The 15939-nt window shown below is 40.0% G+C and carries 15 protein-coding genes; 11 read left to right on the top strand and 4 right to left on the bottom strand.

Features of this window, described 5'->3' with window-relative positions; genetic code table 11:
* Positions 1–173 precede the first annotated feature (173 nt).
* The 4 genes from HC728_RS15100 (at position 174) to pgi (ending at position 5750) form a co-directional block, all read left to right on the top strand.
* Complete coding sequence (locus tag HC728_RS15100) at positions 174–1571, top strand: replicative DNA helicase (protein WP_012532865.1); 1398 nt, start codon at positions 174–176, stop codon at positions 1569–1571.
* Between the two features lie 12 nt (positions 1572–1583).
* Positions 1584–2666 (top strand): alanine racemase, encoded by a 1083-nt coding sequence (alr, locus tag HC728_RS15095; RefSeq protein ID WP_017018265.1) that lies wholly within the window; start codon positions 1584–1586, stop codon positions 2664–2666.
* A complete protein-coding gene (locus HC728_RS15090; protein ID WP_035457399.1) occupies positions 2666–3883 on the top strand; it encodes a hypothetical protein in 1218 nt (405 codons plus the stop codon). The genes alr and HC728_RS15090 overlap by 1 nt, the downstream gene beginning before the upstream one ends.
* Before the next feature lie 214 nt (positions 3884–4097).
* Positions 4098–5750: a glucose-6-phosphate isomerase gene (pgi, locus tag HC728_RS15085; RefSeq protein WP_065596509.1), complete on the top strand. Its 1653-nt coding sequence runs from the start codon at positions 4098–4100 to the stop codon at positions 5748–5750.
* Between the two features lie 351 nt (positions 5751–6101).
* On the opposite strand, the gene HC728_RS15080 is transcribed toward pgi, so the two are convergent.
* Together HC728_RS15080 and zur are read right to left on the bottom strand one after the other, a co-directional pair.
* Positions 6102–6563 carry a chemotaxis protein CheX gene (locus tag HC728_RS15080; RefSeq protein ID WP_005417353.1) on the bottom strand — a complete coding sequence of 154 codons (462 nt, stop codon included), beginning with the start codon at positions 6561–6563 and terminating at the stop codon, positions 6102–6104.
* A gap of 27 nt (positions 6564–6590) precedes the next feature.
* Positions 6591–7040: a zinc uptake transcriptional repressor Zur gene (gene zur, locus HC728_RS15075; protein WP_011261113.1), complete on the bottom strand. Its 450-nt coding sequence runs from the start codon at positions 7038–7040 to the stop codon at positions 6591–6593.
* Positions 7041–7219: 179 nt separating this feature from the next.
* Here zur and dusA point away from each other — a divergent pair, with 179 nt between their 5' ends.
* The 6 genes from dusA (at position 7220) to HC728_RS15045 (ending at position 13851) form a co-directional block, all read left to right on the top strand.
* Positions 7220–8206: a tRNA dihydrouridine(20/20a) synthase DusA gene (gene dusA / locus HC728_RS15070; protein WP_190395713.1), complete on the top strand. Its 987-nt coding sequence runs from the start codon at positions 7220–7222 to the stop codon at positions 8204–8206.
* 118 nt (positions 8207–8324) lie between these two features.
* Positions 8325–9026 (top strand): TIGR04219 family outer membrane beta-barrel protein, encoded by a 702-nt coding sequence (locus tag HC728_RS15065; RefSeq protein WP_011261115.1) that lies wholly within the window; start codon positions 8325–8327, stop codon positions 9024–9026.
* 160 nt (positions 9027–9186) lie between these two features.
* Positions 9187–9417, top strand: a complete 231-nt coding sequence (locus HC728_RS15060; protein ID WP_012532649.1) for a hypothetical protein — start codon at positions 9187–9189, stop codon at positions 9415–9417.
* 135 nt (positions 9418–9552) lie between these two features.
* Positions 9553–11367, top strand: coding sequence for an assimilatory sulfite reductase (NADPH) flavoprotein subunit (locus tag HC728_RS15055; protein WP_190395712.1), 1815 nt, complete (start codon positions 9553–9555; stop codon positions 11365–11367).
* On the top strand, positions 11367–13097 hold the full coding sequence (cysI, locus tag HC728_RS15050) for an assimilatory sulfite reductase (NADPH) hemoprotein subunit (RefSeq protein ID WP_190395711.1): 1731 nt from the start codon (positions 11367–11369) through the stop codon (positions 13095–13097). Before HC728_RS15055 ends, cysI begins: the two co-directional genes overlap by 1 nt.
* The gene (locus HC728_RS15045; protein WP_012532711.1) at positions 13090–13851 is read left to right on the top strand and encodes a phosphoadenylyl-sulfate reductase; all 762 of its coding nucleotides are present in this window, start codon (positions 13090–13092) and stop codon (positions 13849–13851) included. The genes cysI and HC728_RS15045 overlap by 8 nt, the downstream gene beginning before the upstream one ends.
* Before the next feature lie 84 nt (positions 13852–13935).
* On the opposite strand, the gene HC728_RS15040 is transcribed toward HC728_RS15045, so the two are convergent.
* Positions 13936–14400, bottom strand: coding sequence for a DUF2780 domain-containing protein (locus HC728_RS15040; RefSeq protein WP_012532795.1), 465 nt, complete (start codon positions 14398–14400; stop codon positions 13936–13938).
* Positions 14401–14523: 123 nt separating this feature from the next.
* On the bottom strand, positions 14524–15144 hold the full coding sequence (locus HC728_RS15035) for an FKBP-type peptidyl-prolyl cis-trans isomerase (protein WP_005417363.1): 621 nt from the start codon (positions 15142–15144) through the stop codon (positions 14524–14526).
* A gap of 139 nt (positions 15145–15283) precedes the next feature.
* On the opposite strand from HC728_RS15035, the gene HC728_RS15030 reads away from it, so the two are divergent.
* Positions 15284–15934, top strand: a complete 651-nt coding sequence (locus tag HC728_RS15030; protein ID WP_065597421.1) for a LysM-like peptidoglycan-binding domain-containing protein — start codon at positions 15284–15286, stop codon at positions 15932–15934.
* Positions 15935–15939: the final 5 nt, after the last annotated feature.

Raw genomic sequence — 15939 nt, 5'->3', positions numbered from 1 at the left:
CCTGAGAGATAAAATCGTAGACGAGTATAAGTATATTATTACATTCGTGAGTTAAATTTGAGTCAAAATCTTTATTTTGCGAAAGGAGTGATGGAGATGGAAGGATAGTTATTTCATCCCTTTGCCAAATGGTTATAATGTAGGGCTAAATTTAGGATGGTGAAAGAGTAGTAATGGCTGATAATCGTAAGCAAAATCGCAAACCTGACGCACAAGTAGACGCGTTAAAAGTACCACCGCATTCGTTAGAAGCTGAACAATCGGTTTTAGGTGGCTTGCTACTTGATAATGAACGTTGGGATACGGTTGCTGAAAAAGTAGTGGCAAGTGATTTCTATAGTCGCCCACATAGACTGATTTTTGAATCACTTAAAGCCATCCTAGAAGACAGTTTGCCTTTGGATTTGATTACGTTATCAGAACATCTTGAACGTCATGAAAATTTAGACTCGGTTGGTGGTTTTGCTTATTTAGCTGATTTAGCCAAAAATACACCAAGTGCAGCAAACATTAATGCTTATGCAGATATTGTGCGTGAGCGTGCAATGGTACGTAATCTGATTGGTGTTGCGAATGAAATCGCAGATGCGGGTTATGATCCTCAAGGTCGAACGTCTGAAGATTTACTTGATATGGCAGAGAGTAAAGTCTTTGCCATTGCAGAAGAGCGAACTACCGAAAATGAAGGCCCTCAAAATGTCGACTCAATTCTAGAGAAAACGCTAGAACGTATCGAAATTTTATACCAAAGCCCACAAGATGGTGTAACGGGGGTTTCAACTGGTTTTACTGATCTCAATAAGAAAACCGCAGGCTTACAAGGTTCTGATTTAATTATTGTGGCGGCACGTCCATCAATGGGTAAAACTACCTTTGCGATGAACTTATGTGAAAACGCAGCAATGGACCAAGATAAACCCGTTCTTATCTTTTCTTTAGAGATGCCCGCCGAACAGCTAATGATGCGTATGTTAGCGTCACTTTCTCGTGTTGACCAAACTAAAATTCGTACCGGTCAATTAGACGATGAAGATTGGGCGCGTATTTCGTCTACCATGGGCATTTTGACTCAAAAGAAAAACATGTATATCGATGATAGCTCAGGCTTAACACCGACAGAATTGCGTTCACGTGCTCGTCGTGTTGCGCGTGAATCGGGTGGTCTAAGTATGATCATGGTCGATTACCTTCAATTAATGCGTGTTCCTGGTTTGCAAGATAACCGTACGTTAGAGATCTCTGAAATATCACGATCGTTAAAAGCGTTAGCTAAAGAGTTGAACGTTCCTGTTGTGGCGCTGTCGCAACTTAACCGTTCCCTAGAGCAACGTGCAGATAAACGTCCGATTAACTCGGATTTGCGTGAATCGGGTGCGATCGAGCAGGATGCCGATTTAATCATGTTTATTTATCGTGATGAGGTATATAACCCAGAGAGTAATCGTAAAGGCATCGCTGAAATTATTATTGGTAAGCAACGTAACGGTCCTATCGGTTCTGTTAGTTTGACTTTCCAAGGGCAGTTTTCTCGTTTTGATAATTACGCAGGCCCTGCGTTTGATGATGAATAATAAGGCTGAATCATGAGTTATATGAAAGCGGCCACAGCGCAGATTGATATGTCTGCACTTGCCCACAATTTGCAAAAGATTAAGCAACAAGCGCCAAGCAGTAAATTACTGGCTGTTGTAAAAGCAAATGGGTATGGCCACGGATTGCTGAATATCGCCAAAGGTGCGCAAGGAGCCGATGCATTTGGTGTCGCTCGTATTGAAGAAGCGCTACAGCTTCGAGCTGGCGGTATTGTAAAACCTATTTTATTACTTGAAGGGTTCTACTCTGCTGGTGACTTGCCTATTTTGGTGACTAATAACATTCAAACGGCTATTCATTGTAAAGAGCAGTTAGAAGCATTAGAAAGCACCGATTTAGAATTTCCAGTCGTTGCTTGGTTAAAAGTAGATTCAGGTATGCACCGTTTAGGTATTCGCCCTGAAGAGTTTCAAGAGTATGTTGATAGACTACATGCTTGTAAGAATGTCGCTAAACCTTTGCGCTATATGAGCCACTTTGGTTGCGCCGATGAACTTGATAGTTCAACGACAACAGAGCAAATCGATACCTTTATGTCGCTAACAAAAGGGTGTCAGGGAGAGCGTTCTCTTGCTGCATCTGCTGGCTTATTAGCTTGGCCTGATAGTCGTTTAGATTGGGTACGACCTGGCATTATTATGTATGGTGTTTCACCATTTTCAGAACAATCAGCACAAGAGTTGGGTTATTTACCTACGATGACCCTTACCTCTCATTTGATCGCTGTTCGTGATGTAAAAGCGGGTGAAAGTGTTGGCTATGGGGCAATGTGGACCAGCGAACGTGATACCAAAATTGGGGTTATTGCGATTGGTTATGGTGATGGGTACCCTCGCACAGCTCCAAATGGTACGCCAGTGTTAGTTAATGGGCGTAAAGTTCCTATTGCGGGTCGAGTGTCTATGGATATGTTGACCGTTGATTTGGGTCCGGACGCTCAAGATAAAGTGGGAGATGAAGCCATTTTATGGGGACGAGATCTTCCTTCTGAAGAAGTCGCAGAGCATATTGGAACTATTGCCTACGAATTAGTGACTAAATTAACATCACGTGTGCAAATGCAATACACCTAATGAGAGTCTTCTTGAATTCATTTTCTTTTAAAAGCGCTACTGGTTTAGCGCTTTTTCTTATTTCTAACTTGGCTTTTTCAGAAAGCGATATTTGGCCAACGTCTTTACCCGAAACCGCTGCCGTCCCTTTTATGTACTCATCAGATAGCTTGGGGACTACCATAGGCGCTGCGGGTGTAATGAAAGGCGTTGGGCAACCTCAAGCAACATTGTTTGCCGCTGGTTTGTATTCCAGTAAAGGCTCTTATCTAACTTACTTATCAGCAAATAACTTTCAAATTAGTCATTCATGGTTAGTTGGAGCTAATGCTTATAACGCCAGTTTTAAAGACATGGATTATCATCTTGGTGCTGCGGGTACTAATGATTCGTTGCCAGAACAAGAGGTGTTTACGGACAGTGTTGAGGCTCAATATCATTTAATTGCACAATATGTCTTGCCTATTGGTAATGGGGAAAGTCTTGGGGCAAGGGCTGCGTATCAACCAGAACGAAAAATTAAGGGATTTAACCCTCTTGATAGCGGTGTGTCGAGTATAGAATTAAGTCCATTTTATTATTCTCGTGAATTGTCTGATGTCGCCGGATGGAATGAACCTGAATCGAATTGGGGTATGAAGGTTCATTTTGATTGGGATAATCGAAATAGCGTTCGAAACACTACGCATGGTTCTCGTACTGAATTAGATTTTACCTATTCACCAGAAGCGAGTTCACAGCAAGAGTGGTGGACGTGGGAGTTCCAACAAAGTGCCTTTTTTGATTTAGGCAGTTTAGGTGATGTGATCAATAAACAAGTTTTGGCTTTAGATATGTATATTGCAGACACGCCTAGTTGGGATGAGCAGCATCAACCACCTGAATACGCAGGCATAAAGTTGGGTGGGTTATATCGATTAAGAAGTTTTGGTGGTGGACGCTTTCATGGACGATCTGCTGTGCATTACTCTGCAGAATATCGTGTTATGCCTGATTGGCAGCCTTTAGAAGAATGGCCTATCTTTAATCTTTATGATGTACCTTGGTGGCAGTGGGTCGCTTTTGTTGATGCCGGACGTGTGGCAGATGAATTCTCTTTATCGACACTTCATAGTGATATGAAATGGAGCGCTGGCGGTGCTATTCGTTTTCAGGTTGAAGGAATTGTTGTTAGAACTGAAATGGCGTGGGGGAATGAAGAAAGCCAATTTAGAGTAATGATAAATCAGCCTTTCTAGATATTTATGAGAAAAATGAAGTGAACTCTAGTGTTCTTTCATTTGGATTGGGATAATGTTCACTAATAAAAGTTTTAATGTGACCTAACTCAAAAAGGGTGAGCGTAGTTTTGGTCATAATAAATAAAGTTCACCAATTTTTAGATTCGTATAAACGGGGAGTTCTTAGCTACGACTTTGAACTTACAAGCATATTACACAGGATATTTTTACCATGTTAAAAAACATCAACCCAACAGAAACTCAAGCTTGGGCAGACTTAACAGCGCACTTTGAAACAGCACAAGATTTTAATTTATCAGATTTATTTGCTGCTGATGCACAACGTTTCGATAAGTTTTCAGCAACGTTTGGCCAAGATATTTTAGTCGATTTTTCTAAAAACTTAATTACTGAAGAAACAATGAAGAAGTTGTTTGCACTTGCTGAGCAAACAGAATTATCTTCAGCAATTACAGCGATGTTCAGTGGTGAAAAAATCAATAAAACTGAAGGTCGTTCAGTGCTTCATACTGCACTTCGTAACCGTAGCAATACACCAGTAATGGTTGATGGTGAAGATGTAATGCCTGCAGTAAATGCAGTATTAGAAAAAATGAAAGGCTTCACAGAGCGTCTAATTTCTGGTGAGTGGAAAGGTTACACAGGTAAAGAAATTACTGATATCGTAAATATCGGTATCGGCGGTTCAGACCTTGGTCCATACATGGTTTCTGAAGCTCTAGCACCATACAAAACTCGTCTAAATATGCACTTTGTTTCTAACGTAGATGGTACGCACATTGTTGAAACACTGAAGCCGTTAAACCCAGAGACGACGTTATTCTTAATCGCTTCTAAGACGTTCACAACTCAAGAAACAATGACGAACGCACACAGTGCTCGTGATTGGTTCCTTGCTGAAGCTGGCGATCAAGCGCACGTTGCTAAACACTTTGCAGCACTATCAACAAACGCACAATCTGTGTCTGAGTTTGGTATTGATACTGACAATATGTTTGAATTCTGGGATTGGGTTGGTGGTCGTTACTCTCTATGGTCAGCTATCGGTCTTTCTATCGCATTAGCGGTTGGTTTTGATAACTTTATTGAGTTGTTAGAAGGTGCTCATGAAGTAGATAAGCACTTCGCTGAAACCGACCTTGAAAATAATGTACCTGTTATCTTAGCGTTAATCGGTCTATGGTATAACAACTTCCACGGTGCTGAATCTGAATCGATTCTTCCATACGACCAATACTTACACCGTTTTGCTGCGTACTTCCAACAAGGCAACATGGAATCAAATGGTAAGTGTGTTGATCGTAATGGTAATCCTGTTGATTACCAAACAGGTCCAATTATTTGGGGTGAACCAGGTACAAATGGTCAACATGCGTTCTACCAATTAATTCACCAAGGTACAAAACTTATCCCTTGTGATTTTATTGCTCCTGCAATTAGCCACAATCAAGTAGGCGATCATCATCAAAAACTGATGTCTAACTTCTTCGCACAAACTGAAGCGTTAGCATTTGGTAAAACAGAAGAGACTGTGAAAGCTGAATTTGCTGCTGCAGGTAAAACAGAAGCGGAAGTCGCAGAGCTTGTACCATTTAAAGTATTTGAAGGTAACCGTCCAACGAACTCAATTCTTGTTAAACAAGTTACTCCTAAAACACTAGGTAACCTTATCGCAATGTACGAACACAAAATTTTCGTTCAAGGTGTGATTTGGAACATCTTCAGCTTCGATCAATGGGGTGTAGAGCTTGGTAAGCAACTGGCTAACCAAATTCTTCCTGAACTAGCTGATGAAAAAGCAGTAACGTCTCACGACAGTTCAACAAACGGCTTAATCAACGCATTTAAAGCGTTTCAAGCTTAATTATATTTGTTGATGTGTTATTGAAAGAGCTGACTTCGGTCGGCTCTTTTGTATTTATACCAATCCACATAAATATTTGATCATTCTTGCTTGTTAAAATCGATTATAGCTGCGTTATAAATTTTGTAATTAGAGCCACTAGTTACTGCCATTTATGCCTTGCTTTCATCGATTTTTCCTACGCAATTATCTGATCAACTACTTATCCGGATTGGTATTATTTATCGATATTACAGGCAATAAAAAAGGTTGATACCTAAATATCAACCTCTATCATTCTAGTCCCTAGTCCCTAGTCCCTAGTCCCTAGTCCCTAGTCCCTAGTCCCTAGTCCCTAGTCCCTAGTCCCTATTACTCAAAACAGATTTCAATAAACGCATTACCCCATTCAGAAGCAAATGGCATGATAATTATCGCCCCTTCACATTTATGAGTAATGGTATGGCCTTTACCTGATACAACGATAGGCGTTGCCATATTAAATTCAAAACCACTTTCAGAAAGAATGCGCTTTGCACCACCAGTAACCATATTGGTAATTTCACCAACCATGTCAGTCACTTCTTCATTAATGCTGTTTGGGCGTTCACCCAACATGTTTTGCATTACTTGTAGAGCAAGTTGCTCATCAAAAGTAATCGACATTGACCCCTTACTTTGAGGGCCAACCATACCTATTAGACCTGATACATCACCACGGGCAATTTCATCTTTTTTGATACGAGGCTTTTGAGGTTTTAAGTCCATTGATGCCATCGTTTTAATAACATTCATAAATGAAGCTAAGAATGGGTTTACAAATTCAGCGCGCATGGTGAGTGATGTCCTTTAAATATTATTTTAATTTTTCTTATTGTTACTTAAACAAGTCTTGCAAGTGCCATGAGTTTCAACAATATGGTTCTCAACTGAAAAGCCGATCTGTTCAGCATGCTTAGTTAGCTGCTTAGTAATATCATTATCATGGAATTCAACAACGTCATCGCAAGTTCGACAGATGAAAAGTTGTGAAAAATGAGCGTGTTCACCGATCACACAGCAAGAAATATAACTATTTATTGATTCGACCTTATGCACAAAACCTTGAGTGACCAAAAAATCTAATGCTCGATAAATGGTTGGCGGCTTTGCTTGGGGTTCTATTTGTTTTAATTGTTCTAATAGATCATAAGCACTGATCGCCCCCTGATGAGTCACAATCAGCTCTAAAACAGTTAATCGTTGTGGAGTTAACCTTACTCCACGTTGTTGGCATAACAGCTCAACCTTTTGTTTTTGTGTACGATTCAATGAAAATATGTCTTATTTTTTGAACAAGTTGAGGAGTTTAACATAACTCTCGTTATTTTTTATCCACTATTTAGAGAATTATTATTTGTTATGTGAGTTGCCTAATAGAGTTTATGGGATGGTTGTTTGTGTTCTTATTATGTTAGAATTGAGGCCTTGATCACTGAAAGAATTAACCTATGAGCTCTTATCCACTACAACGTTTTTCTGTTGCCCCTATGCTTGATTGGACAGATCGTCACTGTCGTTACTTCCATCGTCAATTATCTGAGCATGCGCTTTTATATACTGAGATGGTAACTACTGGTGCGATCATTCATGGTAAAGGTGATTTTCTTGCGTATAACGAAGAAGAGCATCCTGTAGCCTTGCAGCTAGGTGGTTCAAACGTTAAAGATTTAGTTCATTGTGCGAAATTAGCAGCAGAACGTGGTTACGATGAAGTAAACCTAAATGTGGGCTGTCCATCAGATCGAGTACAAAATGGCCGTTTTGGTGCTTGTTTAATGGCAGAACCAGACTTAGTAGCTGAATGTGTCGCTGAAATGAAAGCGGTTGTTGATATTCCTGTAACGGTAAAAACCCGTATTGGTATTGATGACCAAGACAGCTATGAGTTTTTAACTAAGTTTGTTTCAACAGTTCATGAAAAGGGCGGTTGTGATCAATTTACTATTCATGCTCGTAAAGCATGGTTAAGTGGTTTAAGCCCGAAAGAAAACCGCGAGATCCCGCCACTTGATTACCCACGTGCGTATCAAATTAAGAAAGATTTCCCACAATTAATTATTGCGGTTAATGGTGGTATTAAAACCTTAGCGGAAGCAAAAGAGCATTTAGCGCATTTAGACGGTGTGATGATTGGACGTGAAGCTTACCAAAGCCCGTATTTATTAGCGGAAGTTGATCAACAACTTTTTGGTAGTGATAAGCCAATTAGAAAGCGTCGTGAAATTGTTGAGTCTATGTACCCATATATTGAACGTCAGCTAGAGAATGGGGCTTACTTAGGCCATATTACTCGTCATATGTTAGGTTTATTCCAAAGCATGCCGGGTGCGAGACAATGGCGTCGTTATATCAGCGAAAATGCGCATAAACCAGGAGCAGGCATTGAAGTGGTAGAAACTGCTCTTGCTAAAATTCCTTCTGAATTAGATGTATAGATTTTAGCCGCTCTGTCGATAAATTAAGTTAGATACGTAAAAGAAGAGTATATAAATAAACCAAATCGTTTATTATTACTTCATATGAACCAAATAGCGTCGCAAATGGAGACTACGCATGAACAAACTATCCCTCGCCACTGTTGTTGCTTCTGCTGCCTTAGTTATGGCAGTACCTGCACATTCAGCAGAGAAGGAATTTACAACTAAAGTTGCTATTGATGCGTGGTTCCCTGATGGAAAAGTTGGTTCTAAAGATGGAGCGGTAAGAGATAATGATGTTGATGCATCACAAGCTTTCTCTATTGCTTTTGAACATCCATACCCAATTTTACCTAATGTAAAAGTACGTTATACACCAGTAAAAGCGGATCGTTTTGAATACGACCAAATTGACTACACCGGTTACTATAAATTATTAGAGACTGATGGTCTGCAATTTGATGTGGGTTTAACACTAACTCAATTTGCAAACGGTGAATTTAATAAAGGTGGTTCTGTTTCTACTGATCCTGCTCAACCTGCAAACCAGAGTTTTAGTGAAACAGCAATAAACATGTATGCAGATGCATCGATGCACATTCCAAACACAAACTTCCATATTTTTGGTCAGTATGATTTTGGTAGCAGCAGTGACACTCGTACAATGGATGGTCAGGCTGGTGTGAAATACATTCTTCCTGTTGATGCTGTCGATGTTGAATTCAAACTTGGTTATCGCGTAATGGATCATGAGTTTGGTTATTTTGAAGGCTTTGATAGTGATCAAGCAAACGTCATGGTTGATGGCTGGTTTGGTGGCTTATCATTTGATTTCTAATCGATAAAAACATACGAATTATTTTTAAGGTAGCGATTCAGGTGACTGAGTCGCTATTTTTTTATTTTAAATTTGCTCAAATTACGTTTATTGACCATGCTTATAAAGTGGATACGGCCATAAGTTGTGTTATGGCTGTTGTCGTAAGAAGGATGCCATTATGACCACTTTAAGTGAATTAAAATTAATGTATCAAGAAGATCAATTGGTTGAAGCAGTAATTGAACCCGTTATTGTTGAAGACTCTTGGATCGTTGAGTTTCGCCATGTTCGTGGTGGTCTGGTTTTATTAACGGATTTGAAAGGAGGAGAAGTGAAATATCGTGATTTAGAAGCGGCCTCAAAGAGCGCGTTGGCTGTCGGTTTTAACCAAGTCAGAATCAATGAATAAACGATAAAAGTCATCCTGTTAACGCAAAGCAACCATTTCTATCTTCCAAAAAGTTATAAAACATACTTATCTATTCTTTCTTGTTATAGAAAATTCTCGCTAATCTAACATGACGCAATGAATAGGGATGTCGTCATGTTATTAAAGGAACTCTCCGCACTCGCTAGTCCACTTAATGATCAACAAATAGGTCAGTTACAGCAAGCTGCTTCTGAATTATCACCACAGCAATTAGCGTGGGTCAGTGGCTACTTCTGGGGGATAAGCCAAACATCAGGTGCAACACAACCAATCAATCAAGCTACCGCAGCGGTATCAAACCAGCCTGCTGGTAAATTATCTATTATTTTTGCCTCTCAAACAGGTAATGCTAAAGGCGTTGCTGAAGCATTAAAAGAAGAAGCGGCAGCGGCCGGTATTGCTGTTGAGCTTTTTGATGCCAGTGATTACAAAGGTAAAAATTTAGCAAAAGAAACTCATGTCATTATTGTAGCTTCAACCAATGGTGAAGGTGAGGCGCCTGATAATGCCATTGAGTTACATGAATTTTTACAATCGAAAAAAGCACCTAAGCTCGATAATTTACATTACGGTGTTATTGGTCTAGGGGATTCAAGTTATGAGTTTTTCTGCCAAACAGGTAAAGATTTTGATGCCTTCTTATCAAAACAAGGGGCAACACCGTTTATTGAACGTGTTGATCTTGATGTTGATTATGAAGCTCCGGCTGCAGAGTGGCGAAAGCAAGCTCTCGATAAAGTAAAAGAGGCATTAGCTTCTGAAGCACAAAGTGCGCAAGTGGTTCAGCTTCCTGTTGGACAAGCCGCTCATACCTCTCAATACTCAAAACAAAATCCGTATACCGCTACGCTATTAACCAGCCAAAAAATCACAGGACGAGATTCAGGTAAAGATGTTCGTCATATCGAAATTGATTTAGATGGTTCAGGATTAACTTATCAACCGGGTGATGCTCTTGGTGTGTGGTTTGAAAATAGCCCAGAGCTCGCTTCAGCAATTTTGAAGCAAGTCGGTTTAACGGGTGATGAAGCGGTTGAGGTGGATGGTGATTCAATATCGCTTCAAAAAGCCTTGGTTGAAAAATATGAAATCACCTCAGCAAATCCGCAATTAGTGACTCAATATGCTGAGTTGTCAGGCAGTAAAAAGCTAGAAAAGTTAGCAACAGATAAAGACAAGCTTCGTCAGTATTCAGCGAATACTCAAGTTATTGATGTATTGTCTGAGAAAAAAGCAAAACTCACCGCAGAGCAACTGGTTGGTTTGCTTCGTCGCTTAACTCCTCGTCTATATTCTATTGCATCAAGTCAGTCAGAAGTAGATGAAGAAGTACATTTGACAGTAGGTGTTGTGGAGTATCAGCAAGGAGATGAAACACGTTTTGGTGGTGCATCTAGCTTTTTATCTCATCGCTTAGAAGAAGGCGGTGATGTGAAAGTATTTGTTGAGCACAATAACAATTTCAAATTACCTCAAGATGATAATGCCCCAGTGATTATGATTGGACCAGGTACTGGTATTGCTCCATTCCGCTCATTTGTGCAAGAGCGTGATAACCGTGATGCAGAAGGTAAAAACTGGTTATTCTTTGGTGATAGAACGTTTACTCAAGATTTTTTATATCAGGTGGAGTGGCAGAAATACCTTAAATCGGGAATTGTGAATCAGCTTGATGTTGCTTTTAGTCGTGATCAACAAGAAAAAGTGTATGTACAACACCGAATCTTAGAGCATGCCGCACAAGTATGGCAGTGGCTGCAAGATGGGGCGTATATCTATGTATGTGGTGACGCAACTCGTATGGCGAAAGACGTACACGAAGCATTGATTTGCGTTGTAGAGCAACATGGGAAGAAAACGAGAGAAGAAGCAGAGCAATTTGTAAATGAGCTGCGTAAGGCAAAACGTTATCAAAGGGATGTGTACTAATGAGCGAATTAATTGACGTTAAAACGATTTTATCAGGGACAGAGCTTGGTCCACTTGCTGATAACGAGCGATTAAAGCGTGAAAGTAAGCATTTACGCGGCACGATCATAGAAGATCTGCAAGATCGAATTACTGGTGGATTTACCAAAGATAATTTTCAGCTGATCCGCTTTCATGGCATGTATCAACAAGATGATCGTGATATTCGTGCTGAGCGTGCGAAACAAAAATTAGAACCCTTGCATAATGTCATGCTACGAGCTCGTATGCCTGGCGGCATTATTACACCAAAACAGTGGTTGGCGATTGATAAATTTGCTGAAGAACATACCTCTTATGGCAGTTTGCGCTTAACGACACGTCAAACCTTCCAGTTTCATGGTGTGTTAAAACCAAATATTAAATTAATGCATCAAACATTAAACAGTATTGGTATAGATTCGATTGCGACAGCAGGGGATGTGAATCGAAATGTGTTGTGTACGACTAACCCTGTTGAATCTGAGCTTCATCAAGAAGCGTATGAATGGGCGAAAAAAATCAGTGAGCATTTATTACCAAAAACACGTGCCTACGCTGAAATTTGGTTAGATGGTGAGAAGTTAGAAACCACGGATGAAGAACCGATTTTAGGTAGTAATTATCTGCCTCGTAAATTTAAAACCACCGTTGTTATTCCTCCGCAAAATGATGTGGACGTGCATGCGAATGATTTGAACTTCATTGCCATTGCAGATAATGGAAAACTGGTTGGCTTTAATGTGCTTGTGGGTGGTGGCCTTGCAATGACGCATGGCGATACAGCAACTTACCCACGTAAAGCAGATGATTTTGGATTTGTACCATTAAAGAAAACGTTAGAAGTAGCTGCTGCAGTGGTTACGACTCAACGTGACTGGGGTAACCGTTCAAATCGTAAAAATGCAAAAACCAAATACACATTAGATCGTGTGGGTTCTGATGTATTTAAAGCGGAAGTTGAAAAACGAGCTGGCGTTCAATTTGAAGAAAGTCGTCCCTATGAGTTAACGGAACGTGGTGATCGAATCGGTTGGGTTGAAGGGATTGATGGTAAGCATCACTTAGCATTATTTATTGAAAATGGGCGTTTATTAGATTATCCGGGAAAACCACTAAAAACAGGTGTGGCTGAAATTGCTAAGGTTCACCAAGGTGATTTTAGAATGACAGCAAACCAAAACTTGATTGTGGCTGGTGTCCCTTTTGAGCAAAAAGATCATATAGAGCAAATTGCTCGTGCGCATGGTTTGATTGATGATACTCATTCAGAGCAGCGTAAAAATTCAATGGCTTGTGTGGCGTTTCCTACGTGTCCATTAGCCATGGCGGAAGCCGAGCGTTTCTTACCTGAATTTGTGACTGAAATTGAAGGTGTATTGAAAAAACACAATCTGCCAGAAGAAGACAACATTATTTTTCGAGTTACTGGTTGTCCAAATGGTTGTGGCCGAGCGATGTTGGCTGAAATTGGTCTTGTTGGTAAAGCGCCAGGGCGTTATAACTTCCATCTTGGTGGTAATCGCAGTGGAACTCGAGTTCCTAAAATGTATAAGGAAAACATCACTGACCGCCAAATCCTTACTGAAATTGATCATCTTGTTGGTCGTTGGGCAATTGAGCGCAATGAAAATGAAGGGTTTGGTGACTTTACGATCCGTGCCGGTATCGTAGATGAAGTGAAAGTATCAAAGAGGGATTTTCATGCCTAAATTGCAATTATCAGAGCTGTTATCATTAACCAAGGTTGAGCAAACATTACGTTTAGCTGAGGTTAATGTTGAGCTTGAGAAACTAACAGCCCAAGAGCGTGTTGTTTGGGCGTTAGAAAACTTAGAAGGTAACCCTGCGTTGTCATCCAGTTTTGGTATTCAAGCTGCGGTGATGTTGCAATTAGTTACTGAAATAAAATCAGATACGCCCATTATTTTGACTGATACCGGGTATCTATTTCCTGAAACTTATCAATTTATCGATCAATTAACGGATCGATTGAATTTAAATCTTCATGTATTTACTGCGGATGAGAGCCCAAATTGGCAAGAAGCCCGTTATGGAAAGTTATGGGAGCAAGGTGTAGAAGGCATTGAGAAATATAATAAACTCAATAAAGTTCAGCCTATGCGCCGTGCTCTGGACCAACTTGAAGTCGGGATTTGGTTTTCAGGGTTGCGCCGAGAGCAATCGGGTTCACGAGCAAATTTACCTATTTTAAGTATTCAAAATGGTGTTTTTAAATTTCTTCCTGTCTTAGATTGGACAAACAAAGAAGTACATTATTTTTTGAAAGAGTACGACTTGCCTTATCACCCATTATGGGATCAAGGATATTTATCCGTAGGTGATACGCATACAACTCAAAAATGGGAACCGGGAATGAGTGAAGAAGAAACTCGATTCTTTGGCTTAAAGCGAGAGTGTGGTTTACATGAAGATGACGGTGAACTTGGTGGTTCTGGAATTTAAGTAACAAATCTATCAATAATGAATCTAAAGGATTAAAGGCAGCGATAACGCTGCCTTTATTTGTTTATATTATTTATAAATCCATTACTTCCAAAGCGCCGTTAATGAATCTAGTAAACCAGAACTTGCATTTTGAGAGCTTAAGTATTCAGTAATTACAGGAGTAAATTGCGAGATTAAAGCTGGGTCTAATCCAAGAGCTGAAAAAGCTGCTTTTACACTGTCCATATTTGAAATCATACTACCTAATCCACCTGGAATTGCGCTTGTTAGAGATTCAAGACCAGGGATCATACTATTTAATTCAGAGCTTTCAGAATCCGATAGGCCATTACCTGCCATCGCTAATAGAGCGCCAGCGCCGCCAGCAGCTTGATCAGCTGAGATATCAAGGTTTTCAGTTAACATTCCAACTAATGGGTTAGAAGCGGTTGTCTCTTCTGTTTTGGCATCGTCACTGCCACCGAAAAGGTTAGAAAGAAAAGCATTAGCTGGTGCAGCTGCGGTGAGTGAAAGTGCAAGCGTTGATAAGATTAGCGTTTTTTTCATTGTCATTTCCTTTTAACATATCAATATTGTTTTTGTAACATTGTAGTTAGAGTATGACACAAAAAAAAGCGATACCCATGGGCATCGCTTTTTAATTTTATATTTAATCTTTTTTGAGAAAGATTAAAGGATATCTAGTAGTTCAACTTCAAATACTAGAGCAGCATATGGAGGGATTGCAGCACCAGCGCCACGCTCACCGTATGCTAGGTTTTGTGGAATAGAAAGTTTCCACTTAGAACCTACAGGCATTAGTTGAAGAGCTTCAACCCAACCAGCGATAACACCAGTAACTGGGAATTCAGCAGGTTGGCCACGTTCTACAGAGCTATCGAATACAGCACCGTTAGTTAGCATACCGTGGTAGTGAACACGTACTGTTTTATCAGAAGTTGGAATTTCACCAGTACCTTCAGTTAGTACTTCATATTGAAGACCAGACTCAAGTACAGTTACTTCTGGACGAAGTGCGTTATCAGCTAGGAAAGCTTCGCCTTCAGCAGCAGCAGCTTTAGATGCTTCTGCACGAGCTTCTTCAGCGCGCATGTGAAGTGCTTGAAGAGCTTCGTTGATAGCGTCAACTTCGATTTCTGGCATGTCGCCAGTTAGTGAAGTAGCGATACCTTTAGCGATAGCAGCAACGTTTAGGCCTTCAAGACCTGATTGTGCTAGTTGTTGGCCCATTTGAAGACCAATGCCGTAGCTTGCTCTTTGTTCTACTGTTTCTAATTTTACTTCAGACATACAGTCTCTCTTTCTTTATATGGTATAAACGAAAGCATAAAGGATACAGAGATCTAAGCTTAAGGTAAACTTTTGTACTTCTTTGAACTCTGATATTAGAATAAAACGTGAGCTCACCAGTTTCGCATGAGGCGATGGTATGAATAAAAAGAAAAAAATGAATGTAAAACGCCCAGATTTTTCTGAGCAATTGGCTAATTTAAAGGAAAAGTGTGGGCCTCTTATTGAAAAAGTTGCACCTTATTGGCAGCGATTACCTCAATTTCATCAAAAAGCATTACGCATTTTAGTTCCTGTTACCTTTGTTTTAATTTTATTACCAAGTGGTGCTGAGGAAGAGGTAGAGAGTATTCAGCCTACCGTGATCCCTGCGCCTGAAATGCAGAGACAAAGTGTCAGCTTAAACCTTGAAGGGTTAAGTGAACAAGAGGCATCATCAAATCGTAATCAAAGAGAAACAACGATTAATAGAGAAGAAAAAGTACCAACTCAAATAGCCTCTATTGAAAAAGAAACAATGGCCGTTGAAGCTAAATGGCACGATTATCAAATTCAAGAAGGCGATACCCTTTATCAGGTATTTAGAAAAAATAATCTGCCATTAACTGAATTAAATAAAGTGGTGAAAATTGAAGGTGCAGATAAACCATTAAGTAATATTAAGAAAGGTCAACTGTTTCGCTTTAAACTCAATCAACAAGGCGATCTAGATATCGTACAAATAGAACGTGATGGTCAAGCGATCATGTACTTTAGAATGTCCGATGGTAGTTTTGGACGCAGTAAATAATCTCT

This window comes from Aliivibrio sp. S10_S31, assembly GCF_014694495.1.
In the GTDB taxonomy this organism is placed as follows: Bacteria; Pseudomonadota; Gammaproteobacteria; order Enterobacterales; family Vibrionaceae; genus Aliivibrio; species Aliivibrio fischeri.
Note: the sequence above shows the minus strand (reverse complement) of the source record. Positions and strands in the feature narration are given on the sequence as shown.

Bases quoted from the DNA above. Each gene is read 5' to 3' on its own strand.
- HC728_RS15100 (WP_012532865.1), top strand. From the start codon at position 174: ATGGCTGATAATCGTAAGCAAAATCGCAAACCTGACGCACAAGTAGAC.
- alr (WP_017018265.1), top strand. From the start codon at position 1,584: ATGAGTTATATGAAAGCGGCCACAGCGCAGATTGATATGTCTGCACTT.
- HC728_RS15090 (WP_035457399.1), top strand. From the start codon at position 2,666: ATGAGAGTCTTCTTGAATTCATTTTCTTTTAAAAGCGCTACTGGTTTA.
- pgi (WP_065596509.1), top strand. From the start codon at position 4,098: ATGTTAAAAAACATCAACCCAACAGAAACTCAAGCTTGGGCAGACTTA.
- HC728_RS15080 (WP_005417353.1), bottom strand. From the start codon at position 6,563: ATGCGCGCTGAATTTGTAAACCCATTCTTAGCTTCATTTATGAATGTT.
- dusA (WP_190395713.1), top strand. From the start codon at position 7,220: ATGAGCTCTTATCCACTACAACGTTTTTCTGTTGCCCCTATGCTTGAT.
- HC728_RS15065 (WP_011261115.1), top strand. From the start codon at position 8,325: ATGAACAAACTATCCCTCGCCACTGTTGTTGCTTCTGCTGCCTTAGTT.
- HC728_RS15060 (WP_012532649.1), top strand. From the start codon at position 9,187: ATGACCACTTTAAGTGAATTAAAATTAATGTATCAAGAAGATCAATTG.
- HC728_RS15055 (WP_190395712.1), top strand. From the start codon at position 9,553: ATGTTATTAAAGGAACTCTCCGCACTCGCTAGTCCACTTAATGATCAA.
- cysI (WP_190395711.1), top strand. From the start codon at position 11,367: ATGAGCGAATTAATTGACGTTAAAACGATTTTATCAGGGACAGAGCTT.
- HC728_RS15045 (WP_012532711.1), top strand. From the start codon at position 13,090: ATGCCTAAATTGCAATTATCAGAGCTGTTATCATTAACCAAGGTTGAG.
- HC728_RS15040 (WP_012532795.1), bottom strand. From the start codon at position 14,400: ATGAAAAAAACGCTAATCTTATCAACGCTTGCACTTTCACTCACCGCA.
- HC728_RS15035 (WP_005417363.1), bottom strand. From the start codon at position 15,144: ATGTCTGAAGTAAAATTAGAAACAGTAGAACAAAGAGCAAGCTACGGC.
- HC728_RS15030 (WP_065597421.1), top strand. From the start codon at position 15,284: ATGAATAAAAAGAAAAAAATGAATGTAAAACGCCCAGATTTTTCTGAG.